This is a genomic window from Geodermatophilus pulveris, assembly GCF_900188375.1.
In the GTDB taxonomy this organism is placed as follows: domain Bacteria; phylum Actinomycetota; class Actinomycetes; order Mycobacteriales; family Geodermatophilaceae; genus Geodermatophilus; species Geodermatophilus pulveris.
Window position 1 is genome coordinate 244,848 of sequence record NZ_FZOO01000001.1, and the last position, 25,925, is coordinate 270,772.

At 74.3% G+C, this 25,925-nt stretch carries 24 protein-coding genes; 18 read left to right on the top strand and 6 right to left on the bottom strand.

Going from position 1 to position 25,925, the window contains the following annotated elements; all coding sequences use genetic code 11:
• The first annotated feature begins 45 nt into the window (after positions 1-45).
• The 13 genes from trpS to CHB98_RS01375 all read left to right on the top strand — a co-directional run bounded on the left by trpS (position 46) and on the right by CHB98_RS01375 (position 14,617).
• Positions 46-1,068 carry a tryptophan--tRNA ligase gene (gene trpS, locus CHB98_RS01315; RefSeq protein WP_089303798.1) on the top strand — a complete coding sequence of 341 codons (1,023 nt, stop codon included), beginning with the start codon at positions 46-48 and terminating at the stop codon, positions 1,066-1,068.
• Positions 1,065-1,646, top strand: coding sequence for a 2'-5' RNA ligase family protein (locus CHB98_RS01320; protein WP_089303799.1), 582 nt, complete (start codon positions 1,065-1,067; stop codon positions 1,644-1,646). The genes trpS and CHB98_RS01320 overlap by 4 nt, the downstream gene beginning before the upstream one ends.
• Positions 1,647-1,693: 47 nt before the next feature.
• Positions 1,694-2,725, top strand: coding sequence for a YihY/virulence factor BrkB family protein (locus tag CHB98_RS01325; RefSeq protein WP_089303800.1), 1,032 nt, complete (start codon positions 1,694-1,696; stop codon positions 2,723-2,725).
• 210 nt (positions 2,726-2,935) lie between these two features.
• Positions 2,936-3,991, top strand: a complete 1,056-nt coding sequence (locus CHB98_RS01330) for a BMP family lipoprotein (RefSeq protein WP_245820846.1) — start codon at positions 2,936-2,938, stop codon at positions 3,989-3,991.
• Positions 3,992-4,225: 234 nt separating this feature from the next.
• Entirely contained in the window at positions 4,226-5,794 is a 1,569-nt protein-coding gene (locus tag CHB98_RS01335; RefSeq protein ID WP_089303802.1) for an ABC transporter ATP-binding protein, read from the top strand.
• Positions 5,791-6,996, top strand: a complete 1,206-nt coding sequence (locus CHB98_RS01340; protein WP_089303803.1) for an ABC transporter permease — start codon at positions 5,791-5,793, stop codon at positions 6,994-6,996. The genes CHB98_RS01335 and CHB98_RS01340 overlap by 4 nt, the downstream gene beginning before the upstream one ends.
• Complete coding sequence (locus CHB98_RS01345; protein ID WP_089303804.1) at positions 6,993-8,270, top strand: ABC transporter permease; 1,278 nt, start codon at positions 6,993-6,995, stop codon at positions 8,268-8,270. Before CHB98_RS01340 ends, CHB98_RS01345 begins: the two co-directional genes overlap by 4 nt.
• Positions 8,270-8,674, top strand: coding sequence for a cytidine deaminase (locus CHB98_RS01350; protein WP_089303805.1), 405 nt, complete (start codon positions 8,270-8,272; stop codon positions 8,672-8,674). Before CHB98_RS01345 ends, CHB98_RS01350 begins: the two co-directional genes overlap by 1 nt.
• Positions 8,671-9,951, top strand: a complete 1,281-nt coding sequence (locus tag CHB98_RS01355) for a thymidine phosphorylase (protein ID WP_089303806.1) — start codon at positions 8,671-8,673, stop codon at positions 9,949-9,951. The genes CHB98_RS01350 and CHB98_RS01355 overlap by 4 nt, the downstream gene beginning before the upstream one ends.
• Before the next feature lie 124 nt (positions 9,952-10,075).
• The gene (locus CHB98_RS01360) at positions 10,076-10,981 is read left to right on the top strand and encodes an ABC transporter ATP-binding protein (RefSeq protein WP_425432505.1); all 906 of its coding nucleotides are present in this window, start codon (positions 10,076-10,078) and stop codon (positions 10,979-10,981) included.
• A complete protein-coding gene (locus tag CHB98_RS01365) occupies positions 10,978-11,796 on the top strand; it encodes an ABC transporter permease (RefSeq protein WP_089303807.1) in 819 nt (272 codons plus the stop codon). The genes CHB98_RS01360 and CHB98_RS01365 overlap by 4 nt, the downstream gene beginning before the upstream one ends.
• 9 nt (positions 11,797-11,805) lie before the next feature.
• Positions 11,806-12,882, top strand: a complete 1,077-nt coding sequence (locus CHB98_RS01370) for an adenosine deaminase (protein WP_089303808.1) — start codon at positions 11,806-11,808, stop codon at positions 12,880-12,882.
• Between the two features lie 214 nt (positions 12,883-13,096).
• A complete protein-coding gene (locus tag CHB98_RS01375; protein ID WP_089303809.1) occupies positions 13,097-14,617 on the top strand; it encodes a DEAD/DEAH box helicase in 1,521 nt (506 codons plus the stop codon).
• A gap of 63 nt (positions 14,618-14,680) precedes the next feature.
• On the opposite strand, the gene CHB98_RS01380 is transcribed toward CHB98_RS01375, so the two are convergent.
• The 4 genes from CHB98_RS01380 to deoC form a co-directional block, all read right to left on the bottom strand.
• Positions 14,681-16,126, bottom strand: a complete 1,446-nt coding sequence (locus CHB98_RS01380) for a hypothetical protein (protein ID WP_089303810.1) — start codon at positions 16,124-16,126, stop codon at positions 14,681-14,683.
• 67 nt (positions 16,127-16,193) lie between these two features.
• The gene (locus CHB98_RS01385; RefSeq protein ID WP_089303811.1) at positions 16,194-17,060 is read right to left on the bottom strand and encodes an aldehyde dehydrogenase family protein; all 867 of its coding nucleotides are present in this window, start codon (positions 17,058-17,060) and stop codon (positions 16,194-16,196) included.
• Positions 17,057-18,499, bottom strand: a complete 1,443-nt coding sequence (locus CHB98_RS01390) for an aldehyde dehydrogenase family protein (protein WP_089303812.1) — start codon at positions 18,497-18,499, stop codon at positions 17,057-17,059. Before CHB98_RS01390 ends, CHB98_RS01385 begins: the two co-directional genes overlap by 4 nt.
• Positions 18,499-19,494 (bottom strand): deoxyribose-phosphate aldolase, encoded by a 996-nt coding sequence (deoC, locus tag CHB98_RS01395; RefSeq protein WP_179224070.1) that lies wholly within the window; start codon positions 19,492-19,494, stop codon positions 18,499-18,501. The genes CHB98_RS01390 and deoC overlap by 1 nt, the downstream gene beginning before the upstream one ends.
• Before the next feature lie 113 nt (positions 19,495-19,607).
• Between deoC and CHB98_RS21915 the strand changes: the two genes are divergently transcribed.
• The 5 genes from CHB98_RS21915 to CHB98_RS01420 all read left to right on the top strand — a co-directional run bounded on the left by CHB98_RS21915 (position 19,608) and on the right by CHB98_RS01420 (position 23,809).
• Entirely contained in the window at positions 19,608-20,534 is a 927-nt protein-coding gene (locus tag CHB98_RS21915) for a hypothetical protein (RefSeq protein ID WP_218822206.1), read from the top strand.
• 103 nt (positions 20,535-20,637) lie between these two features.
• Positions 20,638-21,261 (top strand): uracil phosphoribosyltransferase, encoded by a 624-nt coding sequence (upp, locus tag CHB98_RS01405; RefSeq protein WP_089303813.1) that lies wholly within the window; start codon positions 20,638-20,640, stop codon positions 21,259-21,261.
• A gap of 2 nt (positions 21,262-21,263) precedes the next feature.
• Complete coding sequence (locus tag CHB98_RS01410; RefSeq protein ID WP_089303814.1) at positions 21,264-22,154, top strand: Gfo/Idh/MocA family protein; 891 nt, start codon at positions 21,264-21,266, stop codon at positions 22,152-22,154.
• 27 nt (positions 22,155-22,181) lie between these two features.
• Positions 22,182-22,580 (top strand): DUF805 domain-containing protein, encoded by a 399-nt coding sequence (locus CHB98_RS01415; RefSeq protein WP_089303815.1) that lies wholly within the window; start codon positions 22,182-22,184, stop codon positions 22,578-22,580.
• A 53-nt stretch (positions 22,581-22,633) separates the two neighbouring features.
• Positions 22,634-23,809 carry a mandelate racemase/muconate lactonizing enzyme family protein gene (locus tag CHB98_RS01420; RefSeq protein WP_089303816.1) on the top strand — a complete coding sequence of 392 codons (1,176 nt, stop codon included), beginning with the start codon at positions 22,634-22,636 and terminating at the stop codon, positions 23,807-23,809.
• A 26-nt stretch (positions 23,810-23,835) separates the two neighbouring features.
• Here CHB98_RS01420 and CHB98_RS01425 read toward each other — a convergent pair whose 3' ends face one another.
• Together CHB98_RS01425 and CHB98_RS01430 are read right to left on the bottom strand one after the other, a co-directional pair.
• Positions 23,836-25,401, bottom strand: coding sequence for a tripartite tricarboxylate transporter permease (locus CHB98_RS01425; protein ID WP_089303817.1), 1,566 nt, complete (start codon positions 25,399-25,401; stop codon positions 23,836-23,838).
• Positions 25,402-25,408: 7 nt separating this feature from the next.
• Positions 25,409-25,870: a tripartite tricarboxylate transporter TctB family protein gene (locus CHB98_RS01430; protein WP_089303818.1), complete on the bottom strand. Its 462-nt coding sequence runs from the start codon at positions 25,868-25,870 to the stop codon at positions 25,409-25,411.
• Positions 25,871-25,925 lie beyond the last annotated feature (55 nt).

The window sequence follows — 25,925 nt, forward strand, 5'->3', positions numbered from 1 at the left end:
GACGTCCCGGGCGTGCGCTCCCGAGGCTCAGGTCCGGCTGGTTTGATGACCGTCGTGCCCCCTCCCCGCGTGCTCTCCGGCATCCAGCCGACGGCGGACTCGTTCCACCTGGGCAACTACCTGGGTGCGCTGCGGCAGTGGGTGGCCCTGCAGGGCGACCACGAGGCGTTCTACTGCGTGGTCGACCTGCACGCGATCACCGTCGACTGGGACCCCGAGGCGCTGCGCCGGCGCACCCTCGTCTCGGCGGCCCAGCTGCTCGCCCTCGGCGTCGACCCGGAGCGCAGCACGCTGTTCGTGCAGAGCCACGTCCCCGAGCACGTGCAGCTGTCCTGGGTGATGGAGTGCGTCGCCCGGTTCGGCGAGGCCAGCCGGATGACGCAGTTCAAGGACAAGAGCCAGCGGGAGGGCACCGCCGGCGCCTCGGTGGGGCTGTTCACCTACCCGGTGCTGCAGGCCGCCGACATCCTGCTCTACCAGGCCGACCGGGTGCCCGTCGGTGAGGACCAGCGCCAGCACCTCGAGCTGACCCGCGACCTGGCCACCCGGTTCAACAACCGCTTCGGGCAGACGTTCACCCTGCCCGAGGCGCACATCGTGCAGGGCACCGCGAAGATCCTCGACCTGCAGTCGCCGGACAAGAAGATGAGCAAGAGCCTGCCGCCGGCCGGCTGCATCGACCTGCTGGACGACCCGAGGGCGACGGGCAAGAAGATCCGCTCGGCGGTCACCGACACCGGCCGCGAGGTCGTCGCCGACCCGGAGGGCAAGCCGGGGGTGACCAACCTGCTGACCATCCACAGCGCGCTGTCCGGGCGCGGGGTCGCCGAGCTCGAGGAGCACTTCGCCGGCCGCGGCTACGGCGACCTGAAGAAGGAGCTGGTGGAGGTGGTCGCCGACTTCGTCACGCCGGTCCGGCAGCGCACCCAGGAGCTGCTCGACGACCCCGCCGAGCTGCAGCGCACCCTGGCCCGCGGCGCCGCCCGCGCCCGGGAGGTCGCCGCGCGCACGGTCGCCGACGTCCACGAGGCGGTCGGCTTCCTGCCACCGGCGGGGGCACCGGCGTGAACGAGGACACCTTCTCCTTCGAGCCGGTCCGGCCGCGGCCGGTCACCGGCACCACGGTGCTGGGGGTCGTCGTCCCCATCCCGGAGCCGTGGTCGCAGCTGTTCGTCGACTGGCGGGCCAAGGTCGGCGACCCGCAGGACGGCTCGGTGCCGCCGCACGTCACGCTGCTGCCGCCGACCGAGGTGCCCGTGGTCGACCGGCCGGCCATCAGCGCCCACCTGGCCGAGGTCGCCCGCGCGCACCCGCCGTTCGACATGCACCTGTCCGGGACGGGCACCTTCGCGCCGGTGTCGGCGGTGGTGTTCGTCGCCGTGGCCCGCGGCATCGGCAACTGCGAGCTGATCGCCAACGACGTCCGCAGCGGCCCGCTGACCCGCTCGTTGGCCTACCCGTACCACCCGCACGTCACCGTGGCCCACGACGTCCCGCAGGACATGCTGGACCTCGCCTACTGCGGGCTGGCCGACCTCTCCGCGGAGTTCCCGGTACAGCACTTCACCGCGTTCGAGCAGACCCCCGACGGCTCCTGGGCCGTCGCCGCCGAGTACCCGCTCACCGGCCCGCCGCACCGGGGCTGACCGCCCCGGGGGCGCGGCCGGCGCCGGCTGCCCGCAGACTCGGCCGGGTGAGCGCCACCCGGGCCCGGCGGTCGGCTCCCGCGCCCGCCGGGGACCCGCCGCCCGGCGGCCGGTGGTCCCGGGTCACCGGGCTGCCCGGCCGGTGGCAGGACCGGGTGACCCAGCTGCGCCGGCGCCTCCCGTGGTTCGACCACCTGGCCCGCGCCGGCGGCCGCTACCGGCGCACCCAGGGCGACCTCATGGCCGCCGGCGTCACCTACTTCGTCTTCCTCGGCCTGGTGCCGGTGCTGCTGCTGGTCGCCTCGGTCATCGGGCTGGTGCTGGCCGGCAACGAGCTGCTGCAGCAGGAGCTCTACGCGGCCATCCGAGAGAGCTTCCCCGGCTCCGCCGGGCGGCAGATCACCGACGAGCTCGGCGGTGCGGTCGGCTCGGCGGGGCTCACCGGGCTCATCGGCGTGGTCGGCTTCCTCTACGCCGGGCTGCGCGCCATGGACAAGCTGCGCGTGGGCATGGAGCGGATCTGGAAGGGGCGCGTCGACGAGCCGGAGTTCCTGCGGGACAACCTGCAGGACCTGCTCGCCCTGGTCGCCCTCGGCCTCCTCGGGCTGCTCAGCCTCGGGTTCACCGGCCTGGTGACCCAGGCGACCGGGTGGCTGCTGGAGCTGTCCGGGCTGGCCCAGGCGCCCGGCCTGCCGCTGCTCACCGCGGTCGTCGGCATCGCGCTGGCGCTGGCCACCGACGTCGTCGTCTTCCTGTGGCTGCTCACGGTGGTGCCCTCGACCGCCCACCCGGTGCGCCGGCTGCTGCCCGGCGCGCTCTTCGGCGCGGCCGGCTTCGAGGTGCTCAAGCTGATCGGCAGCCTCTACCTGTCGCTGATCTCCGGCAGCGTGACCGCGTCGGCGTTCGGCGGCGCGGTCGGCATCCTCATCTGGCTCAACGTCGTCTGCAGGTTCGCCTTCTTCACCGCCGCGTGGACCGCGACCCTGCCCGGCGTGCAGGGCGACGCCCGCGTGGTGGCCGAGGGCGCGGACCCTGCCGTGCCCCCGGCCGACGGCCGGACGGCGGCCGCACGCCGTTGACCCGCAGGTGGGACGGCGGGTCGGCCGCCCGGCGGCGCAGGCAACGATCCCGTCTCGGTCTCTCGTGCGGGTGCCGCCCGCCCGCCGCGCGCGGCTAGCGTGCGCTGGTCGCGTGCTGTGGGGACCGGCTCCGCCGGCAGTCACGCACGACCCGGACCCACCGGGCGGGCCGCCTCCCGGGTGCGGCCCGTCCCCAGAGAGGAGACCGTTGTGCGTCGGAAGATGAGGGCCGCCTCGCTGCTGATCGCGGGCAGCATGGTGCTGGCCGCCTGTGCCAGCGACGAGACCACCGATGCCGGCGGCGGCGGGGGCGCGCCGGCGGCCGAGGAGCTGCGCGTGGGTCTGGCCTACGACACCGGTGGCCGCGGCGACCGGTCGTTCAACGACTCCGCCTACACCGGCGCCGCCGCGGCGGTCGACGCGCTCGGCGGCGAGCTGCAGGAGTTCAGCCCCAACGAGGACGCCTCGAACCGCGGCGAGGGCCTGGCCAGCCTGGCCGAGCAGGGCTTCGACCCGGTCATCGCCGTCGGCTTCAACTACGACGAGGTCATCGCCGAGGTCGCCCCGCAGTTCCCCGACACGACCTTCGCCCAGGTCGACGGCTCCAACGCCGACGGCGCCAAGGGCGAGAACGTCACCGGCCTGATCTTCGCCGAGGAGGAGGGCTCCTTCCTCGCCGGCGTCGCGGCCGCCCTGAAGAGCGAGGCCGCCCACATCGGCTTCGTCGGCGGCGTGGAGAGCCCGCTGATCCAGAAGTTCGAGGCCGGCTACGTCGCCGGTGCGCAGGCCGTGGACCCGCAGATCCGCGTCGACCGGCAGTACATCTCGCCGGCCGGTGACTTCTCCGGCTTCAGCGACCCGGCCCGCGGCCAGATCGTGGCCCAGGGCATGTACGACGCCGGCGCCGACATCGTCTACCACGCCGCAGGCGGCTCGGGCATCGGCGTCTTCCAGGCCGCCGCGGCCTCCGGCAACCGGGCGATCGGCGTCGACTCCGACCAGTACCTGACGGTCGACGACCCGGCGCTGCAGGCGGTGATCATGACGTCGATGCTCAAGCGGGTCGACAACGCGGTGGAGCAGTTCATCAACGACTACGCCGAGGGCAACGTCGAGGGCGCCACCGATGTCCTCAACGACCTGTCCACCGAGGGCATCGACCTGGCCACCAGCGGCGGGTTCATCGACGACATCCAGGGCGAGATCGACGAGTACAAGCAGCAGATCACCGACGGCACCATCACGGTCCCGACGACGATCGAGTGACCCGTGCGGGGGCACCCCGCACGATCCACCCCGCGACGCGGGCCCGGGCGCTCACCGCCCGGGCCCGCGCTGCTCCCAGGCCCGCCCCGGCCTCCCTCGGCGCGCCGCGGGTGCGGCACCATACCCACGGCCCCCGGGGGCCGCGGACGACGGCGGCGGACGACCCCGCCCGCCGCCGTCCCACCAGTGACCTCCCGCCCACCGGCGGGTCCACGAGCCGAGGAGGTGCCGGCAATGGCCCCAGCAGACCCGCCAGCACACGACGCGCCGGTGGCGGGCGAGGCCCCGCTCGCCGTCGAGCTGCGCGGGATCACCAAGCGGTTCCCGGGCGTCGTGGCGAACCGCGACATCGAGCTGCGGGTGCGCCGCGGCGAGGTGCACGCCGTCGTGGGCGAGAACGGCGCCGGCAAGTCGACGCTCATGAAGACCCTCTACGGCGAGCACCGTCCCGACGAGGGTCAGATCCTCGTCGACGGCCGCGAGGTGGTGTTCCGCAGCCCGGCCGACGCGATCGCCGCCGGGATCGGCATGGTGCACCAGCACTTCATGCTGGCCGACAACTTCACCGTCCTGGAGAACGTCGTCCTGGGCAGCGAGCCCACCCGCGGCGGCCGGCTGGACCTCGCCGAGGCCCGCCGCCGGATCACCGACATCTCCGACCGCTACTCCCTGGGCCTGCAGCCGGACGCCCTCGTGGAGGACCTCGGGGTCGGCGACCGACAGCGCGTCGAGATCGCCAAGGTGCTCTACCGCGACGCCCGCATCCTGATCCTCGACGAGCCGACCGCCGTCCTCGTGCCGCAGGAGGTCGACGAGCTGTTCGCCAACCTCGCCGAGCTCAAGCGGGAGGGGCTGACGGTCGTGTTCATCTCCCACAAGCTCGACGAGGTGCGCCGGGTCGCCGACGCGATCACCGTCATCCGCCGCGGCACCACCGTCGGCACCGCCGACCCCCGGACGACGACGGCCCGCCAGCTGGCCGAGCTGATGGTCGGCGCCGAGCTCCCCACCCCGGAGACTCGCGAGTCCACGGTGCGCGAGACGCCGGTGCTGCAGCTGGTGGGCGTGACGGTGCGCGACGCCGGGGCCCGCCCGGTCGTGGACGACGTCACGCTCACCGTGCGCGAGGGCGAGGTCGTCGGCATCGCCGGCGTCGAGGGCAACGGCCAGGCCGAGCTCGTCGACGCCGTCATGGGGCTGCGCCCGCTGGCCGCGGGCTCCGTGCTCCTCGGCGGGCAGGACGTCACCGCCTGGAGCACCCGGGTTCGGCGGGAGGCCGGCGTCGGCTTCATCCCCGAGGACCGGCACCGCCAGGGCATGCTGCTCGACGCCCCGCTGTGGGAGAACCGCATCCTGGGCCACCAGACCCGCCCGCCGGCGGTCCGGGGCCCGTTCATCGACCGTCGCGGCGCCCGGGCCGACACCGCCCGCATCATGCGCGAGTACGACGTCCGCGCCCCGGGGCCGGACACCCTCGCCGTCGCGCTGTCCGGCGGCAACCAGCAGAAGCTGATCGTCGGCCGCGAGATGAGCGCCGGCCCCCGGCTGCTGGTGGCCGCCCACCCGACCCGGGGGGTCGACGTCGGCGCCCAGGCGGTGATCTGGGAGCTGCTCAAGGACGCCCGCGCCGAGGGGCTGGGCATCGTGCTCGTCTCCGCCGACCTCGACGAGCTGATCGGCCTGTCCGACACGCTGCACGTCATGCTGCGCGGGCGGCTGGTGGCCACCCTCGACCCCGGCCAGGTCACCCCCGAGGAGCTCGGCGGGCACATGACCGGCGCGCGCACCGCGGGCGCGGCGTGAGCGGCCTGCGCCGGGTGGCGCTGTCGCTGTTCGGCCCGGTGCTCGCCGTCGTCGTCGCGCTGGTCATCTCCGCGGTGGTCATCGCCCTCATCGGCGAGGACCCGGCCCGCGCGTTCGGCGTCATGACCGACCTGGGCGACAGCCCGTCGCAGCAGGTGCAGTCGATCGTGGTCATCCTCAACCGGGCGGTGCCGCTGTTCCTGGCCGGGCTGGCCGTGGCCGTCGCGTTCCGGATGGGCCTGTTCAACATCGGCGTGGAGGGCCAGTACCGCCTGGCGACCATCCTGGCCGCCGCGGTCGGCGCCGCCGTCGCGCTGCCCGGCCCGCTGCACGTGCTGCTCATCGTCGTCGTCGCGATGGCGATCGGCGCGCTGTGGGCCGGCATCGTCGGCGTGCTCAAGGTGACCCGCGGCGTCAGCGAGGTCATCAGCTCGATCATGCTCAACTTCATCGCGCTGGGCCTGGCGTCCTTCCTGCTCACCGGCCCGCTGCGCGGCAGCCCGCCGGGCGCCTCGATCATCACCACCAGCGAGATCCCCGAGTCCGGCCGGGTGCCCAGCCTCAACGGGGTGCTCACCGCGCTGGGCCTCGCCGAGCCGCGCAGCGCCCTGCACGGCTTCCTGCCGGTCGCCGTGGTGGTCGGCGTCGTCGTCGCCGTGCTGCTGCAGCGCACCCGCTTCGGCTTCGACCTGCGCGCCACCGGCCTGTCGCCGTCGGCGGCCACGGCCAGCGGCGTCGACGCCCGGGGCATGGTGGTCAAGACGATGCTCATCTCCGGGGCCATCGCCGGGCTGATCGGCCTGCCGGACCTGCTGGGCACCCAGTACGACTACGGCACCGAGTTCACCGCGGGGCTGGGCTTCCTCGGCATCGCCGTCGCGCTGCTGGGCCGCAGCTCCCCGCTCGGCATCGCGATGGCCGCGCTGCTGTTCGCCTTCCTCGACCGGGCGGCGCTGCCGCTGCAGTTCGCCGACATCCCGGCCTCGGTGGTCACGATCATCCAGGGCACCATCGTGCTCGCCGTCGTCGTCGCCAACGAGATCGCCCGCCGGCTGGCGCTGCGCTCCGCCGAGCGGGCCGGCGCCACCGCCGGTCCCGGCCCCGACCCGGGCGCGGACGGCGCGCCCCCGCCCACCGCTCCCGACGGCGGGCAGCGGGCCCGCGCCGGGGTCCCCGGCACCTCCGAGGACGTGCGGCGATGAGCACCCAGGCACCCACCCGCAGCGGCCAGCCCAGCCGCGGCCCGCTGACCGACCTGCTCACCGGCGGCGGCCGGGCCCGGCGGGTCATGTGGCTGCTCGCCGGCCTGTGGCTGCTGTTCTCGCTGGTCCGGGTGGTCTCCGGCGAGCAGGAGCTCACCTCCTCCTCGACCCTGTCGGCGGCCCTGCTGCTCGCCGTCCCGATCGGCCTGGCCGCCCTGGGCGGGCTGTGGGCCGAGCGCGCGGGCGTGGTCAACATCGGCCTCGAGGGGATGATGATCCTCGGCACCTGGGGCGCCGGCTGGGCCGGCTACCAGTGGGGCTGGGCCGGCGCGGTCGTCGGCGGGCTGGCCTTCGGCGCGGCCGGCGGCCTGCTGCACGCCGTCGCCACGGTCACCTTCGGCGTGGACCACGTGGTCTCCGGCGTGGCGATCAACATCCTCGCCGAGGGCGTCGTCCGCTTCCTGTCCGAGCTGCTGTTCACCGAGGGCAGCGGCGGCGGCCCGACCCAGTCGCCGTCGCTGTCCAGCGAACCGCCGTCGTTCTCCCTGCCCGTGTTGTCCTCGGGGCCGGACCTGCTCGGCGACCTGGAGCGCCAGGGCTGGTTCCTCGTCAGCGACCTGGCCGGGCTGCTGCGCGGGCTGACCAGCGGCGTGGGCCTGCTGACCCTGGCGGCCGTGCTGCTCGTGCCGGTGTCCTACCTGCTGCTGTGGCGCACCGCGTTCGGCCTGCGGCTGCGCGCCTGCGGGGAGAACCCCGCCGCGGCGGACTCCCTGGGCGTGCCGGTCTACCGGCTGAAGTACCTGGCGGTCATCGTGTCCGGGGCCCTGGCCGGCCTCGGCGGCGTCTTCCTCGTCTTCGTCGCCGGCATCTACCGCGAGGGACAGACCGGCGGCCGCGGGTTCATCGGCCTGGCCGCGCTGATCTTCGGCAACTGGCGGCCCGGCGGGCTGGCGGCCGGGGCGGGCCTGTTCGGCTTCGCCGACGCCCTCCAGCTGCGCAGCCAGACCGCGGTCGTCGCGCTGCTGCTGCTCGTCGCCGTGCTGCTCGCCGGGGTGGCCGCCTACCAGGCGCGCCGCCGCAAGGTGGTGCAGGCCGTCCTCGCCGGCGCCTTCGCGGTGGTCGCGCTGGTCGGCTTCCTCACCGTCGAGCGGCTGCCCGAGGGCATCGTCTTCTTCACCCCGCACCTCACCACGCTGCTGGTGCTGTCGCTGGCCTCCCAGCGGCTGCGCCCGCCCAAGGCCGACGGCCTGGTCTACCGGCGGGGAGAGCACTAGTGGACGTCGAGTGGGCGGCGCTGCGCGGTGCCGCCCGCGAGGCCATGACGCGCGCCTACGTGCCGTACTCGCGGTTCCCCGTGGGCGCGGCCGGGCTGGTCGACGACGGCCGGGTGGTCACCGGCTGCAACGTGGAGAACGCCTCCTACGGGCTGGCCCTGTGCGCGGAGTGCGGGCTGGTCAGCGACCTCGTCCGCACCGGCGGCGGGCGGCTGGTCGCGGTGTCCTGTGTCGACGGGGACGGGCGGCCGCTGATGCCGTGCGGCCGCTGCCGGCAGCTGCTGTGGGAGCACGGCGGCCCGGACATGCTCATCGAGACGGTCTCGCTGGGGATCGTGCCGATGCGCGAGGTGCTGCCGGACGCCTTCGGCCCCGACGACCTGGAGAGGGCGGCCACGCGGTGACCCCGGACGCGATCGACGTCATCCGCACCAAGCGGGACGGCGGGCAGCTCAGCGCGGAGCAGATCCGCTGGGTCATCGACGCCTACACCCGCGGCGAGGTGCCCGACGAGCAGGTCAGCGCGCTGCTCATGGCGGTGTTCTTCCGCGGCATGACGCCCGGCGAGCTGGCCGTCTGGACCCAGGCGATGATCGACTCCGGCGAGCGCAAGGACCTCTCCGGGCTGGGCCGCCCGACTGCCGACAAGCACTCCACCGGCGGGGTCGGCGACAAGACCACCCTGCCGCTCGCCCCGCTGGTCGCCGCGTGCGGGGTGGCGGTGCCGCAGCTGTCCGGCCGCGGGCTGGGCCACACCGGGGGCACGCTGGACAAGCTCGAGGCCATCCCGGGGTGGCGGGCCGACGTGCACGAGGAGGCCTACCTGGCCCAGCTGCGCGAGGTGGGCGCGGTCATCTGCGCCGCGGGCGCGGACCTCGCGCCGGCGGACAAGAAGTTGTACGCGCTGCGCGACGTCACCGGCACCGTCGAGTCCATCCCGCTGATCGCCAGCTCCATCATGAGCAAGAAGATCGCCGAGGGCGCCGACGCCCTCGTGCTGGACGTGAAGACCGGCTCCGGGGCGTTCATGAAGGACGTCGCCTCGTCGGTCGAGCTGGCCCGCACGATGGTCGGCCTGGGCGAGGCGGCCGGGGTGCGCACGGTGGCGCTGGTGACCGCGATGGACCGGCCGCTGGGCCGCGCCGCGGGCAACGCCGTCGAGGTGGCCGAGTCGGTGGAGGTGCTCGCCGGCGGCGGCCCGGCCGACCTCGTCGAGCTGACCCTTGCGCTGGCCCGGGAGATGCTGGCCGGCGCCGGGCGCGACGACGTCGACCCGGCCGCGGCCCTGGCCGACGGGCGGGCCATGGACGTGTGGCGGCGCATGGTCGCCGCGCAGGGCGGGGACCCCGACGCCCCGCTGCCGCAGCCGGCCGAGCGGCACGTGGTGACCGCCCCCGCCACCGGCACGCTGACCCGGCTGGACGCCTACGCCCTCGGCGTCGCCGCCTGGCGGCTGGGGGCCGGCCGGGCCCGCAAGGAGGACCCGGTGTCGGCCGCGGCCGGCGTCACCTGGACGGCGACCGTGGGGGAGCGGGTGACCGAGGGGCAGCCCCTGCTGGAGCTGCACACCGACGAGCCGGCGCGCATCCCGCGGGCGCTGGAGGCCCTGGCGGGCGCGGTCGGCGTCGACACCGGCGACGTCCCGCTGCCGCTGGTGCTCGACCGCGTCACGGCCTCCTGAGGGGCGCCTCCTCCGTGGTCATGGCGCTCGGGGAGCGACACGCCGCCGGCTGGCGGAGGGTCGCTCCCCGTCGTCCGTGATCGGCGCGGGGGAGCCGGCCGGCCGGGTGGGAGACTCGGCACCCGTGACGAGTACGCGCCCAACGGCCCTGGCCGACGGCCGGCCGCGGCCGGGTGACCCGCTGGACCCGGATGCCGCCGTCTCGGTGCGCGGCATGGTCAAGCGCTACGGCGACCGGGTGGCGGTCGACGGGCTGGACCTGGACATCCGCCGCGGCGAGATCTTCGCCCTGCTGGGGCCCAACGGCGCCGGCAAGACCACGACGGTCGAGGTGCTGGAGGGCCACCGCACGCGGGACGCCGGCGAGGTGCGCGTCCTGGGCGTCGACCCGGCCCGGGGCGGACGGCGCTGGAAGGCCCAGCTGGGCATCGTGCTGCAGTCCGGCGGCGGGGACAGCCAGCTGTCGGTGCGGGAGCTGCTGCAGGCCCGGGCGGCCTGCTACGCCGGGCCGCTGGACCCCGACGAGGTGCTGGAGCTGGTCGGGCTCACCGAGCGGGCCGGGGCCCGCGGGCGCACCCTCTCCGGTGGCCAGCGCCGCCGGCTGGACGTCGCGCTGGGCATCGTCGGCCGGCCGCGGCTGCTCTTCCTGGACGAGCCGACCACCGGGTTCGACCCCGAGGCGCGGCGGCAGTTCTGGGCGCTGCTGCGCTCGCTGCGCGACCTGGGCACCACCATGCTGCTCACCACGCACTACCTCGACGAGGCCGAGGCGCTGGCCGACCGGGTCGGCGTCCTCGCCCGCGGCCGGCTCGCCGAGGTCGCCGTCCCCACGGCGCTCGGCGGGCGGGGCACCGCGCCGGCCGTCGTCAGCTGGACCGAGGACGGCGTGCGGCGCACCGCGGAGACCGCCACGCCGACCGCGTTCGTGCAGCAGCTGGCGGCCCGCTTCCCCGGCGAGGTGCCCGGGCTGACCGTCGCCCGGCCGACCCTGGAGGACGTCTACCTGAAGATGATCGGGGAGCACGCGTGACCACCGCACCGGAGCGCACCGCGCTGCCGCCGCTCGGCCGGGTCTACCTGAGCCGCGCCGGCGTCGAGCTCAAGGAGTTCTTCCGCCAGCGCGAGTCCGTCGTCTTCACCCTGGTGTTCCCGGTCATCCTGCTGCTCGGGCTGGGCGCCGTCCTCGACTACGACCTCGGTGCCGGCGTCGACTTCCCGCAGTACTTCATGGCCGGGGTCATCACCGCCGGCATCGTGGGCGCCAGCCTGCAGAACATGGCCATCCACATCGCCGCGGAGCGCTCGGACGGGACGCTGAAGAGCCTGCGGGGCACGCCGATGCCGGCCAGCGCCTACTTCGCCGGCAAGGTCGTCCAGGTGCTGGCCGTGGCCGTCGCCACGATCGCGCTGCTGCTGCTGGTCGGCGTGCTGGTGTACGGCATCGACCTGCCCTCCGGCACCGACTGGCTGACCTTCGCCTGGGTGTCGGTGCTCGGCGCGGCGGCGTGCACGCTGCTGGGCATCGTGGTCTCCACGCTGGCCCGCAACGGCCGGTCGGCGTCGGCGACGGTCACCCCGATCGCGCTGGTGCTGGAGTTCGTCTCCGGCGTCTTCATGCCGTTCGACCAGGTGCCCGGCTGGCTGCAGGACGTCGCCGCCGTCTTCCCCGTCAAGTGGCTGGCCCAGGGCCTGCGGTCGGTGTTCCTGCCCGACGCGCTGGCCGCCCGCGAGCCGGCCGGGTCGTGGGAGCTGGGCACCGTGGCGGTGGTGCTCGGCCTGTGGTGCGTCGCCGGCCTGGTCCTGTGCGTCCTGACCTTCCGCTGGCAGGACCGGGGGACGAGATAGCGTCTGCCGGTGCCCGCTCCGCTCGACGCCGATGCGATCCGCCGCGCCCCCAAGGTGCTGCTGCACGACCACCTCGACGGCGGGCTGCGGCCGCAGACCGTGCTCGAGCTCGCCGACGAGGCCGGCTACCGGGACCTCCCCGCCGGCGACGCCGAGGCCCTGGGCCGCTGGTTCCGGCAGGCCGCCGACTCCGGCTCGTTGGTGCGCTACCTGGAGACCTTCCGGCACACCGTCGCGGTGATGCAGCGGCCCGGGGCGGTCGCCCGGGTCGCCGCCGAGTGCGCCCTCGACCTCGCCGCCGACGGCGTCGTCTACGCCGAGGTCCGCATGGCACCGGAGCTGCTGACCGCGGGCGGCACCCCGATCGAGGAGGCCGTGGAGGCGATCCTCGACGGGTTCGCCAAGGGCAGCGCCGAGGCCGCCGCGCAGGGCACGCCGATCACCGTCGGCACGCTGCTGTGCGCCATGCGTCAGGAGGACCGCTGGGACGAGGTGGCCGGGCTGGTGGTCCGCCACCGCGACGCCGGGGTGGTCGGCTTCGACCTGGCCGGCCCGGAGATCGGCTTCCCGCCGGACCGCCACCCGTCGGCCATCGCGCTGCTGGACCGCGCCGGGGCGCACCGCACCGTGCACGCCGGCGAGGCCGCCGGCGTCGAGAGCATCGTCGCCGCCCTGGACGGCGCCCGCGCGGAACGGCTCGGCCACGGGGTGCGGATCGCCGACGAGGTGGGCGAGGGCGACACCCTGGGCCCGGTGGCGCGGCGGGTGCTCGACGAGCAGGTGCCGCTGGAGGTCGCCCCGTCGTCCAACGTGCAGACCGGCGCCTACCCGTCGCTGGCCGCGCACCCGGTGGGCCTGCTGCACCGGCTGGGCTTCGCGGTCACCGTCAACACCGACAACCGGCTGATGAGCGGGGTGTCGGCCACCAGCGAGCTGGCCGACGTGGCGGCCACCGCCGGCTGGGGCTGGGACGACGTCGCGACGGTCACCGAGCGGGCGCTGGCCGCCGCGTTCGTGGACGCGGGGGAGCGGTCCCGGCTGCTCACCGACGTCCTCCGGCCGGGGTACGCGGCGCTGCGAGCCTGATCACGGCCGGAATGCCGGGGCCGGTCCCGCTGCTACGGTGGGTGGACCGGCACACGCCGGTCATCCTCCCGGACGGTCCGTCCGGGCATGAGCGCATCCGTGCAGATCCGGTCGTCACAGCTGACGCGAGCGGTCGCCAGTGGGGACGCCGGTAGCCGGTGTCCGCGCACTCACCACGGGACGCGCCCGAGCAGCATCGGAGTCCCACACCCGCATGACCACGTTCGACACCGTCGACGTCCCGACCGCCCCCGACACCACCCCCGAGGTCCCCGTCGTCGAGGCCCCCGCCCCGACCGGCCCCACCTTCGCGCAGCTGGGCCTGCCCCAGCAGCTGGTGACCGCGCTGGAGCGGCGCGGCATCCGGCACCCCTTCGCCATCCAGGCCTCCGCCCTGCCCGACGCCCTCGCCGGGCGCGACGTGCTGGGCAAGGCCGCCACCGGCTCGGGCAAGACGCTGGCCTTCGGCCTGCCGCTGCTCGCCCGCCTGGGCGAGACCGCCCGCCGGGGCCCGCGCGCCCCGCGCGCGCTGGTGCTCGTGCCGACCCGCGAGCTCGCCCAGCAGGTCTTCGACAACCTCGCCCCGCTGGGCCAGTCGATCGGCGTCCAGCTGACCACCGTCTACGGCGGTGCCTCGATGTACCGGCAGATCCAGCAGCTGCGCCGCGGCGTGGACGCCGTCATCGCCACCCCCGGCCGGCTGCAGGACCTCATCGGCCAGGGCGAGGTCACCCTCGACGAGGTCTCCGTGACCGTCGTCGACGAGGCCGACTTCATGTCCGACCTGGGCTTCCTGCCGGTCGTGCAGGAGCTGCTCGACCAGACCCGCCCCGACGCCCAGCGGCTGCTGTTCTCGGCCACGCTGGACGGCGAGGTCGACACGCTGGTCCGCCGCTACCTCAAGGACCCGGCCCGGCACGAGGTCAAGCGCGCCGGCGACGACGCGCCGCCGGCCGAGCACCTGGCCTACAGCATCGCCTTCCGCGACAAGGTGCCGGTGACCGAGCAGCTGGCCGCCCGCCCGGGCCGCACGCTGGTCTTCGTGCGCACCCAGCTCGGCGCCGACCGGCTGGCCGGCAACCTGCAGGCCGCGGGCATCAAGGCCGAGGTGATCCACGGCGGGCTGCCGCAGGGCGCCCGCCGCCGCGCGCTGGAGGAGTTCACCGACGCCCGCAGCCCGGTGCTGGTCGCCACTGACGTCGCCGCCCGCGGCATCCACGTCGACGACGTCTCGCTGGTGCTGCACTACGACCCGCCGGCCGACCACAAGACCTACCTGCACCGCTCGGGCCGCACCGCCCGCGCCGGCGCCGGTGGCGTGGTCGTGTCGCTGCTGCTGCCCGACCAGGTGGGCCAGGCCAAGCGCCGGTTCCGCCAGGCCAAGGTCGAGCCGGAGGTCTCCCGGGTCCGCCCGGGCGACGCCCCGATCGCCGAGCTGGTCGCCAGCGGCGTGCACGTCGAGCCGGTGCAGCGCCCGGTGCGCGAGTCCCGCCGCCCCGCCGGTGGTCATGCCTCCGGGGGTCACGGCGGCCGGCGTCCGCGCCGGGACGGCGAGCGGCCGCGCCGCCCGCACGGCGAGCGCCCGCGCCGGGACGGCGACCGTCCGGCGTACGGCGAGCGGGCCCAGGGCGAGCGTTCCCGCGGGAGCGGCGAGCGCTCCTACGGCGAGCGGTCCGGTTCGGGTGAGCGCCGGTCCAGCCCGTACCGCGGCCAGGGCCGGCGTCCCGCCGACTGAGCACCCAGCCACACGGCAGCGGCCGGTCCCGGTTCCCCGGGGCCGGCCGCTGCCGCGTCTGCGCTAGTCGCGGAAGACCAGTGCCCCGCTCACCGCGGTGACGACCTCGTTCCAGGCCGGGCGCAGCGTGGCGGCGTCCTCGGCGGTCAGCGGCGTGTCCGGGACCCGCTCGCTGCGCGCGACGGCCCGGCCCAGCGGCGCGTCGGAACGCAGCAGCTCGTCGACGCGGATCAGCCCGGCGTACTCGGCGACGTCGCGCACCCCCTCCACCTGCTGGGCGAGCACCTGGTGGTCGACCAGCCCGGCCGCGCCGCCGCTGACCTCGGCCAGCACCTCGGTGAGCTCGGTGAGGTCGTAGCGGTCCTGGTCGGCCGGCAGCGGCGGGGTGTCGGTGTCGGCGACCTCCGGCCAGGAGGCGATGTCGGTCAGGTCGTGCGCCTCCTCGCCGCGGCAGAACCGGGTGAGCTCGGCGGGGGAGGGGAACAGGAAGACCTCGCCGTCCCGGCCGAGGAACCGGGCCCGGTCCTCGACGTAGCAGCGCAGCGTCACCCCGGCCCCCTCGGGCACCACGATCTCCACCGGCAGGATCCCGACGGCCTCCCAGAACTCCGCGGCCTTGGCGACCTCGCTCTCCGGGGCGGAGAGCCGGCCCGGGCGGGCGATGGTGCTGACGCCGGCCGCGGCCGCCGTCGCGCCGGCGGCGGGGCGGGCTGCCGGGGCAGCGTCCTCGGCGTCCTCGTCCTCGTCCTCGTAGTCGTCGTCTGCCTCGCCGGCCGGCGGGTAGTCGGCGAGGCCGACCGTGCCGCCGCCGGTCCAGTCCAGGTGCGCCCCGAGCTCCTCGATGACGTCCTCCCAGAGGTCGTCGAGCGCGGCGCCGACGCCGGCCCAGGCGTCCTCGCCGGAGCGGCCCAGGAAGGCCTCGACGCCCAGGCCGAGGGAGCCGATCTCCGGCCGGGCGACCAGCTCGGCGAGCGCGCCGAACTCCCCGTCGCCGGCGGCCCCGCCGGGGCGCCGCTCCAGCTCGATGTCGTCGTCGTCCCGGGCGTCGTCGGCCCGCTCGTCGTCGGACTCGTCGTCGTCACCGGTGTCTTCGCCGGTGTCGTCGCCGCTGTCGAGGCACTCGGCCAGCCGGGTGACGATGTCGATGTCGGCGGCCAGCTCCTCGACCGCCCACCGGTCGGGGTCCTCCGCGGCGATGTCGTAGACGCCGTCGAGGTCGTAGCGGTGGTCGTCGTCGGGGGTCAGGTCGGCGGCGTCCAGGCCGACCACGACCGGCCACACCGGGTGGTCGGCGAGGTCGTGGTCGGTGCGGGTGCGGCAGAAGGCGGCCAGGGCCGCCGGCGTCGGGAACAGGTGCACACGGGCGCTGCCCGCCGTGCCGTCGTCATCGGAGGTGCCGAGGAAGGCCTGCCACTCCTCGCCGTCCTCCTCCCACGGCGGGGCCCACAGGGTGAACCCGGTGCGGTCGTCGACGGTCAGGGCGATGGGGACGATGCTGGGCCGGGCCACGCGCCCCATCCTGCCCGATCGGGACGCCCGTCCCCGCCACCTCCGGCGGACCGGGGGCGGGGGCCGCTCACAGACCCATCGGGTGCCACACGGTCTTCGTCTCCAGGAACGGGGTGAGCCGGCCCAGGCCCGGGTCGGCCGACCAGTCCGGCTCCTCGGCCGGCGGCCGCACGACCCGCTTGATGCTGCCCGCGGCGAGGCGCTCGAGCTCCATGGCCCGGTCGGCGGGGGCGCCGGCGAGGTCGACGGCGTCGACGTCGTCGTGCTCGGCCAGCCACGGGCCCAGCTCGCCGGCGTCGCCGGTGAGCAGGTTGACCACGCCGCCGGGGAGGTCGCTGGTGGCCAGCACCTCGCCGAGGGTCACCGCCGGCAGCGGCCGGGCCCGCGAGGTGACGACGACGGCGGTGTTGCCGCCGGCCAGCACCGGCGCCAGCACGCTGACCAGGCCGAGCAGCGAGGAGCGCTGCGGCGCGAGGACGGCGACCACCCCGGTGGGCTCGGGCAGCGAGAAGTCGAAGTACGCGCCGGCGACCGGGTTGGCCCCGCCGAGGACGGCGCCCAGCTTGTCGGTCCACCCCGCGTACCAGACCCACCGGTCGATGGCGGCGTCGACGGCGGCGCGCGCCCGGGACGAGGACAGCCCCTCCCCGGCGGCCACCTCCTCGCAGAACTGCGCGTGCCGGCCCTCCATCACCTCTGCCACCCGGTAGAGCACCTGGCCGCGGTTGTAGGCGGTGGCACCGGACCACGTCCCGAACGCGGCGCGGGCGGCGACGACGGCGTCCCGGGCGTCCTTGCGGGAGGCCTGCGCGGCGTTGGCGAGGAAGCCGCCGCGGGCGTCGGTGACCTCGTAGGTGCGGCCGGACTCCGACCGCGGGAAGGCGCCGTTCAGGTAGAGCTTGTAGGTCTTGCGCACCGCCAGGCGGTCACTCACTGGGCACCCTCCAGGTACGCGGCGAGCCCCTGCCGGCCGCCCTCGCGGCCGTAGCCGGACTGCTTGTACCCGCCGAACGGCGAGGTCGGGTCGAACTTGTTGAAGGTGTTGGCCCACACCACGCCGGCGCGCAGCCGGTCGGTGACGGCGAGGATGCGCGAGCCCTTCTCGGTCCACACGCCGGCCGACAGGCCGTAGGTGGTGTTGTTGGCCTTGGCCACCGCCTCGTCCGGTGTCCGGAAGGTCAGCACCGACAGCACCGGGCCGAAGACCTCGTCGCGGGCGATGCGGTGCGCCGGGGAGACCTCGGTGAACACCGTCGGCGGGAACCAGAAGCCGCGGTCGGGCAGCTCGCAGGCCGGCTGCCAGCGGTGCGCGCCCTCGGCCTCGCCGACGTCTACCAGCTCCCGGATCCGGGCCAGCTGCTCCGCGGAGTTGATGGCGCCGATGTCGGTGTTCTTGTCCAGCGGGTCGCCCAGGCGCAGCGTGCCGATCCGCCGCTGCAGCGAGGCGATGACCTCGTCGTGCACGTTCTCCTGCACCAGCAGCCGGCTGCCCGCGCAGCAGACGTGCCCCTGGTTGGAGAAGATGCCCTGCACGATGCCCTCGACGGCCTGGTCGACGGGGGCGTCGTCGAAGACGATGTTGGCCGCCTTCCCGCCGAGCTCGAGGGTGAGCCGCTTGCGGGTGCCGGCGACGGCGCGGGCGATGGAGCGGCCCACCTCGGTCGACCCGGTGAAGGCCACCTTGTCGACGTCCGCGTGCTCCACGACGGCCCGCCCGGTCTCGCCGGCGCCGGTCACGATGTTCACCACGCCCGGCGGCAGGTCGGCCTGCCGGCACACCTCGGCGAACAGCAGCGCGGTCAGCGGCGTGGTCTCGGCGGGCTTGAGGACGACGGTGTTGCCGGTGGCCAGCGCCGGGGCGACCTTCCACGCCAGCATGAGCAGCGGGAAGTTCCACGGGATCACCTGGCCGGCCACGCCCAGCGGGCGCGGGCCGGGGCCCAGGCCCGCCCAGTCCAGCTTGTCGGCCCAGCCCGCGTGGTAGAAGAAGTGCGCCGCGGCCAGGGGCACGTCGACGTCGCGGGACTCCCGGATCGGCTTGCCGTTGTCCAGCGACTCCAGGACGGCGAACTCCCGCGCCCGCTCCTGCAGCAGCCGGGCGATGCGGAACAGGTACTTGCCGCGGTCGGCCGGGCGCATCGGGCCCCACGTGCGGGTGAACGCGCGGCGGGCGGCCTTCACGGCGCGGTCGACGTCGGCGTCCGAGGCGCAGGCGATCTCGGACAGCACCTCCTCGGTGGCCGGGTTCACCGTCTTGAACGGCGTCCCGGTGCCGTCGACGAACTCCCCGTCGACGAACAGGCCGTGCGACGGCGCGACGTCGACGATGGACCGCGACTCGGGCGCGGGGGCGTACTGGAACGGGTTGGTCATCAGTCCACCGATACGTGGTCGGGGCCGGAGTAGTGGCCGGTGTGCAGCTTCTGCCGCTGCAGGAGCAGGTCGTTGAGCAGGCTGGACGCGCCGATGCGGAACCAGTCGGGGGTCAGCCAGTCCGGGCCCGCGACCTCGTTGACCAGCACCAGGTGCCGGATCGCGTCCTTCGTCGTCCGGATGCCGCCGGCCGGCTTGACGCCCACCTGCCGGCCGGTGGCGGCTCGGAAGTCGCGGACGGCCTCCATCATCACCAGGCACACCGGCAGGGTGGCCGCGGGGGAGATCTTGCCGGTGGAGGTCTTGATGAAGTCCCCGCCGGCGAGCATCGCCAGCCAGGAGGCGCGGCGCACGTTGTCGAGGGTGACCAGCTCGCCGGTCTCCAGGATCACCTTGAGGTGGGCGTCCCCGCAGGCTTCCCTGACCGCGACGATCTCGTCGTACACGTCCCGGTGGCGGCCGGCCAGGAAGGCGCCGCGGTCGATGACCATGTCGATCTCGTCGGCGCCGTTCGCCACGGCGTCCCGGACGTCGGCGAGCTTGACCGCCCGGCTGGCCCGGCCGCTGGGGAACGCGGTGGCGACGGCGGCGACGTTGATGCCGGTCCCGGACAGCGCCTCCCTCGCCACGCCGGCCAGGTCGCCGTAGACGCAGACCGCGGCCACCGGCGGGCATGTCGGGTCGGTGGGGTCGGGACGGCGGGCCTTGGCGGCCAGGCTGCGCACCTTGCCCGGGGTGTCGGCGCCCTCCAGCGTGGTGAGGTCGATCATCGAGATCGCGGTGTCGATCGCCCACGCCTTGGCGGTGGTCTTGATCGACCGGGTGGCGAGGACGGCGGTGCGCGCCTCGGCGCCGACCTGGTCGACCCCCGGCAGGCCGTGCAGGAAGGCCCGGAAGGCGGCGTCGGAGCGGGTCACGTCGCGGTAGGGCGCCGGGGGCTCCCGCCGCGGCGGGACCGCCGCCGCCGGCGCGCCGGGGTCGAGCACGTGGGTCATGAGGGCATTCTCCCCCGCGGGTACGCGAGGGCGGACATCCCTCGCACAAAGGTCCTTCGTCAGGTGCACGGGTGTTGGATCGACGTGCACCCCGGTGGCAAGGAGCAGCGCCAGTGGCTACTGCCATGCAACGACCCCCTCCCAGAGCCAGCAAGGCTGTCTTCGCTGTTCTTCTGTTCTATTTCCTTCCCATTACTTTCAGCGAAGACATGTTGTATGCTGCCGAGCTGACTGTCGAGATGCCGCTTCCTGCTGTGGCACTTCCCCTCCTCGATAGCGTTCTGCTTTTCATCTCGTACCTTCTCGTCAAGCTCGTGTGGCGACAGAACATCCGCGTCAGCAGGCGCCATCGGGTCGCCTGGCGGATTGCCGCTGGCGGAACCGTCGCTCTCGACTCGATTCGGGCATTCGTCGCCGTCCCGATTTTTGGCGGCGCATTCTATCGCATTCCAGCAGGGCTTGAGCTCGCCACCTCTACCGCCTATGTCGCCTCGATGGCAATGCTCGTATTGGCCACATTTGCGGTGACTCCGCGCGAAGCCATCCGCCGTCGCGGCGAGGGTTGGGCCGACTTCTCTGCGACCATCCCGCTACTCGTGGGAGCATTCGTCAGCTATATGGCCGCTATCCTGTGGGAAGGTCAAATCGGTATTGCGGCTGTACGGACCGATTGTGCGGAGGACTGTTCTGGTTCGATCGATCCGGAGTACTTCGCGCAGCTCAGTCAAATCATCTTGCTGCTGTTGATCGGCGTCGGACTGGAATCTAGCCATTTCAGGCGAGCGCTGAGGAGCAGTGCTCAACGAGCGGGGCTGGCGGTCATGGTGCTCATCCTCTTCTTAGGCGAGGTGTTGGCCCTTTCCGCGCTGGTGCGTTCCAATCAGGGTGAGGCGGACGACGTACTCAACGAAGGGCATGAGTATTTCGCCTTCTTGTTTGTGGTGCAGGCGGCCGCCGTCGGACTGGCTGCGCTCGCTTGGGCCCTGTTGGCCAACAGCAGCGAACTCAGCACCAGCGAGCACGGCGATACTCGGGAATGATCAACAGCGATTGGATAGGCGAACCGCCGGACCGGCCCAGGCCACCGATTGCGCCACCTCGGGCGCGGCGCCGTGCGCCGCGTCGCCCGTTACGGTGGCGCGCGTGCAGCTCACCGTGGTCGACCACCCGCTGGCCCGTGCCCGCCTGACCCGCATGCGCGACGAGCGGACCGACAACGCGGCGTTCCGCGCGGCGCTGGCCGAGCTGACCCAGATGCTGGTCTACGAGGCGACCCGCGACCTGCCGATCACCGAGGAGCCGATCACCACGCCGGTCACCGCGACCACCGGCTACCGGCTGGCCGCGCCGCCGCTGATCGTGCCGGTGCTGCGCGCCGGGCTCGGCATGGCCGACACCGCGCACGGGATGCTGCCGGAGTCCCAGATGGGCTTCGTCGGCCTGGCGCGCAACGAGCACACCTTCCAGCCGGAGGCCTACATGGCCTCGCTGCCGGCGTCCCTGGTCGACCGTCAGGTGTTCGTCCTGGACCCGATGCTGGCCACCGGCGGCTCGCTGGTGCACTGCTGCGGGCTGCTCACCCAGCGCGGCGCCACCGCGATCACCGTGCTGTGCGCGCTGGCCGCCCCGGAGGGCATCCGCCGGCTCGAAGGGAGCGGGCTGCCGCTGCGGGTGTTCACCGCCTCGGTCGACGAGGGGCTCAACGACAAGGCCTACATCGTCCCGGGCCTCGGCGACGCCGGCGACCGGCAGTTCGGGGCGGTCTGACCGTGCGGTTCGGCGTGCTGGGCACCGGCCACTGGGCGCGGACCGTCCACGCGGCCGCGCTGGCCGCCCACCCGACCGCCGAGCTGGTCGGCGTCTGGGGCCGCGACCCGGGCCGGGCCCGGGAGGTCGGCGCGGAGTTCGACGTCCCCGGCTCCGCGGACCTGGCCGGGCTGCTGGACCGGGTGGACGCCGTGGCGATCGCCGTCCCCCCGTCGGTGCAGGTGGAGCTGGCCGAGCAGGCCGCGGCCGCCGGGAGGCACCTGCTGCTGGAGAAGCCGATCGGGCTCTCGCTCGGCGAGGCCGACCGGGTGGTCGCCGCGGTGCGCTCGACCGGCGTCGCCTCGGTCGTGTTCTTCACCTTCCGCTTCCAGGCCGGGACGTCGACCTGGCTGACCCAGGCCGCCCGCACCCGGCTGGCCGGGGGCGCCGCCTCGTGGCTGAGCGCGCTGGCCGGCAGCCCCTTCGACTCGGCCTGGCGCCGCCAGCACGGCGCGCTGTGGGACATCGGCCCGCACGCCCTGTCCCTGCTGGTGCCCGCGCTGGGCCCGGTGGTGTCGGTGCAGGCCGGCGCCGGGGCGGGCGACACCGTGCACCTGGTGCTGCAGCACGCGACCCCGGGGGTGGCCTCCACGGTGACCCTGTCGCACACCGCGGCGCCGCTGTCGACGGGCATCGAGTTCTCCGTGCACGGGGACGCCGGCCGGCTGGTGCTCCTGCCGGACACCGAGAGCCCGGTCGAGTCGTTCGCCGTCGCGGTCGACGAGCTGGCCGCCGCCGCGGTGACCGGCGGGACGCACCCGTGCGACGTCGGCTTCGCCCGCGACGTCGTGGCGGTGCTGGACACCGCGGTCCGCGCGCTGCGCTCCGGCTGCCGGGAGCCGGTCGGCGGCTGAGCCGGCCCCGGACGACAGGGAGACGACGTGGACGCCGGACGCTGGTACCTGCCCCGGGGCCGGATGCGGCGGCGGGTCTTCTGGCTGCGCTACTTCCTGCCGATCCTCGCCGTCCAGGTGGCCGCCGGCACCCTCGACGTGCTCCTCGGCCTGGCCGGCACCGCGCCGGCCACGGGGGAGGGGTTCGTCTTCTCCAGCACGGCCGGGCCGATCGGCATGGCCGCCTCGCTGGCCACCCTGGTGCCGACAGTCGCGTCCACGGTGACCCGCCTGCACGACCGCGGGCACTCGGCCTGGTGGCTGCTCCTGCTGCTCGTGCCCCTCGTCGGCGTGCTGGTGCTGGTCGTGCAGACCTGGTTCCTGCGCGGGCAGGACACGCCGAACCGCCACGGCCCGCCGCCGCACCGGTCGGTGCCCGCGTCCTGACCGCCCGACGGCGGGGGCAGGACGCCCCGGCAGCGGTGTCTACGGTGACGGGCGTGCGCATCGTCGACGTCCGTGAGCAGACCGTCCCCATCGAGGCGGACATGTCCAACGCCTTCATCAACTTCTCGAAGATGACCGTCAGCGTGCTGGCGATCGTCACCGACGAGGTGCGCGACGGGCAGCCGGTGGTCGGGTACGGCTTCAACTCCAACGGCCGGTACGCCCAGGGTGGCCTGCTCCGCGAGCGGATCGTCCCCCGGGTGCTGGAGGCGGCGCCGGAGAGCCTGGTCGGCGAGCACGGCGACCTGGACCCGGAGCTGATCTGGCGGGCGGCCATGCGCGACGAGAAGCCCGGCGGGCACGGCGACCGCGCCGTCGCGATGGGCATCTTGGACATGGCCTCCTGGGACCTCGCCGCCAAGCTGGCCGGCGTCCCGCTGTACCGCCTGCTCAGCGACCGCGCCCGGGACCCCCGCACGCCGGCCGAGCCCCTGGAGCGGGTCTGGGTGTACGCCGCCGGCGGCTACTACTACCCGGACCGCGGGATCGAGGCCCTGCAGGACGAGATGCGCTCCTACCTGGACCTGGGCTACCGCACGGTGAAGATGAAGATCGGCGGGGCGCCGCTGGAGCAGGACGTGCGGCGCATCGAGGCCGTCCTCGCCGTCCTGCCCGAGGGCTGCGACCTCGCCGTCGACGCCAACGGGCGCTTCTCCCTCGAGCAGGCCCTGGCCTACGCCGACGCGCTGTCGGCCTACCCGCTGCGCTGGTACGAGGAGGCCGGTGACCCCCTGGACTTCGAGGAGCTGCGGGCGCTGGCCGAGCGGTACGAGGGCCCGCTGGCCACGGGGGAGAACCTGCTGTCCTTCCCCGAGGCCCGCAACCTGATCCGCTACGGGGGCCTGCGCGCCGACCGGGACGTGCTGCAGATGGACCCGGCGCTCAGCTACGGGCTGACGGAGTTCCGCCGCACCGTCGGCATGCTGTTCGACGCCGGCTGGGACCCGAACCGGTGCGTCCCGCACGGCGGCCACCAGTTCAACCTGTCCATCGCCGCGGCCTTCCACCTGTACGGCTGCGAGTCCTACCCGGGCATCTTCGCGCCCTTCGGCGGCTTCGCCGACGGGTACCCGATCGAGGACGGCCACGTGCGCCTGCCCGACGCGCCGGGCATCGGGCTGGAGCTCAAGGCCGGGCTCGCCCCCGTGCTGGCGGCCGTCCGGGGCTGACCGGCCCGCCCTCGACCGCCGGCCGGTCAGCGGCGCGCGGCGCCGTCCCCGGTCCCGGCCTGCGCCGGCTGGGGCGGGCGGGAGCCGTCGTCCTCCTCGACGAACACGACCTCGCGCTTGCGGCGCACCGTGGGCAGCACGGCGACGACGAAGGCGACCACCGCCAGGACCAGCAGGGTCAGCGACAGCGGCCGGGTCACGAACACCGTGGCGTCGCCCTGCGAGATGGTCAGCGCGCGGCGGACGTACTCCTCGAGCAGCGGTCCCAGGACGAAGCCCAGCAGCAGCGGTGCCGGCTCGCAGCCCAGCTTGATGAGCCCGTAGCCGAGGACGGCGAAGAAGGCGATGGCGTAGACGTCGAAGGCGTTGAGGTTGATCGAGAACGTGCCGATGGCCGCGAACCCGATGATCGCCGGGAACAGCCAGCGGTACGGGATGGCGAGCATCTTCACCCACAGCCCGATCAGCGGCAGGTTGAGCAGCACCAGGAACAGGTTGCCGATCCAGAAGGAGACGATCAGGCCCCAGAAGAGCCCGGGCTCCTCGTTGATCACGTTGGGGCCCGGGACGATGCCCTGGATGAGCAGCGCCCCGATGAGCAGCGCCATGACCGCGTTCGCCGGCAGGCCGAGGGTGAGCAGCGGGATGAAGGAGGTCTGCGCGGCGGCGTTGTTCGCCGACTCCGGGCCGGCGACGCCCTGGATGGCGCCCCGGCCGAACTCCTGCGGGTCCTTGGCGGCGCGCTTCTCGGTGGAGTAGGAGATGAACGACGCGAGCACGTGCCCCGCGCCGGGGAGGACGCCGAGCGCGGAGCCCAGGGCGGTGCCGCGCAGCACCGGCATCCGGATGCGGCGGAAGTCCTCCCGGGTGAGCCAGAGGTCCTGGACCTTCTTGACCACGACCGACCGCACCATCGAGCCCTCGAGGTTGCGGAGGATCTCGGCCACGCCGAACAGGCCGACCGCGAGCGAGACGAAGTCCAGGCCGTCGAACAGCTCCCGCTGGCCGAAGGTGAACCGCGGCGTGCCCGAGCCGATGTCCTGCCCGACGGTGCCCAGCAGCAGGCCGAGCACGATCATGGCCAGCGCCTTGAGCGTCGACCCGCTGGCCAGCGTGATCGAGGCGATGAGGCCGAGCAGGATCAGCGAGGCGAGCTCGGCCGGCCCGAAGTCCAGCGCGAGCCGGGACAGCGGGGTGGCCAGCAGCGCCACGAGGAGCGTGGCCACGCTACCGGCGAAGAAGGAGCCCAGCGCCGCGGTGGCCAGGGCCTTGCCGGCGCGGCCCTGCTTGGCCATCTGGTGGCCGTCGATGGCCGTCACGGCAGCCGACGACTCACCGGGCAGGTTGATCAGGATGGCCGTCGTCGACCCGCCGTACTGGGCGCCGTAGTAGATGCCGGCCAGCATGATCAGCGAGGTGGCCGGGTCGAAGCCGAAGGTGATCGGCAGCAGCAGGGCCATGGTGGCGGTCGGCCCGATGCCGGGCAGCACCCCGACCGCGGTGCCGAGGGTGACGCCGATGAGGCAGAAGAGCAGGTTGACCGGCGTGAACGCCGTCTCGAACCCGAGGGCGAGGCTGTCGAGGATGCCCACGGCCCGGTCAGCCCCCGAGCCAGGGGCCGACGAGCGACAACCGCAGCTGCAGCGCGACCACGAAGATCAGCACGCTGAGCGCGGTCAGGCTCGCAGCGATGACCACGGCCGGGACGACGCGGACGCCGCGGCCGGCCAGGGCGGCCAGCAGCACCGACACGAACAGCGCGGGCACCAGGCCCAGGTCACGGACCGTGGCGCCGAAGAACAGGATGGCGGCGATGAGCAGGACGAGGGACCGCCACGGCACCGTGCCCAGGTCGCCGCCCTCGCCGGCGACGAAGCCCTTGACGGCGATCGAGATGCCCAGCAGGACCAGGATCGCGCCGAGGACCAGCGGGAAGAACCCCGGTCCCATGCGCAGCGCGGTGCCGATGTCGTAGGTCGAGGCGGTGACGGCGAAGGCCAGGCCGAAGCCGGTGAACACCGCGCCCGCCAGGAGGTCCTTGCGTGCGTCCTGCAGTTTCATGCGTGTCCTCAGGTCTCGGGGACGGCGGTGGGGCGGTGCGTCCCCAGGACGCACC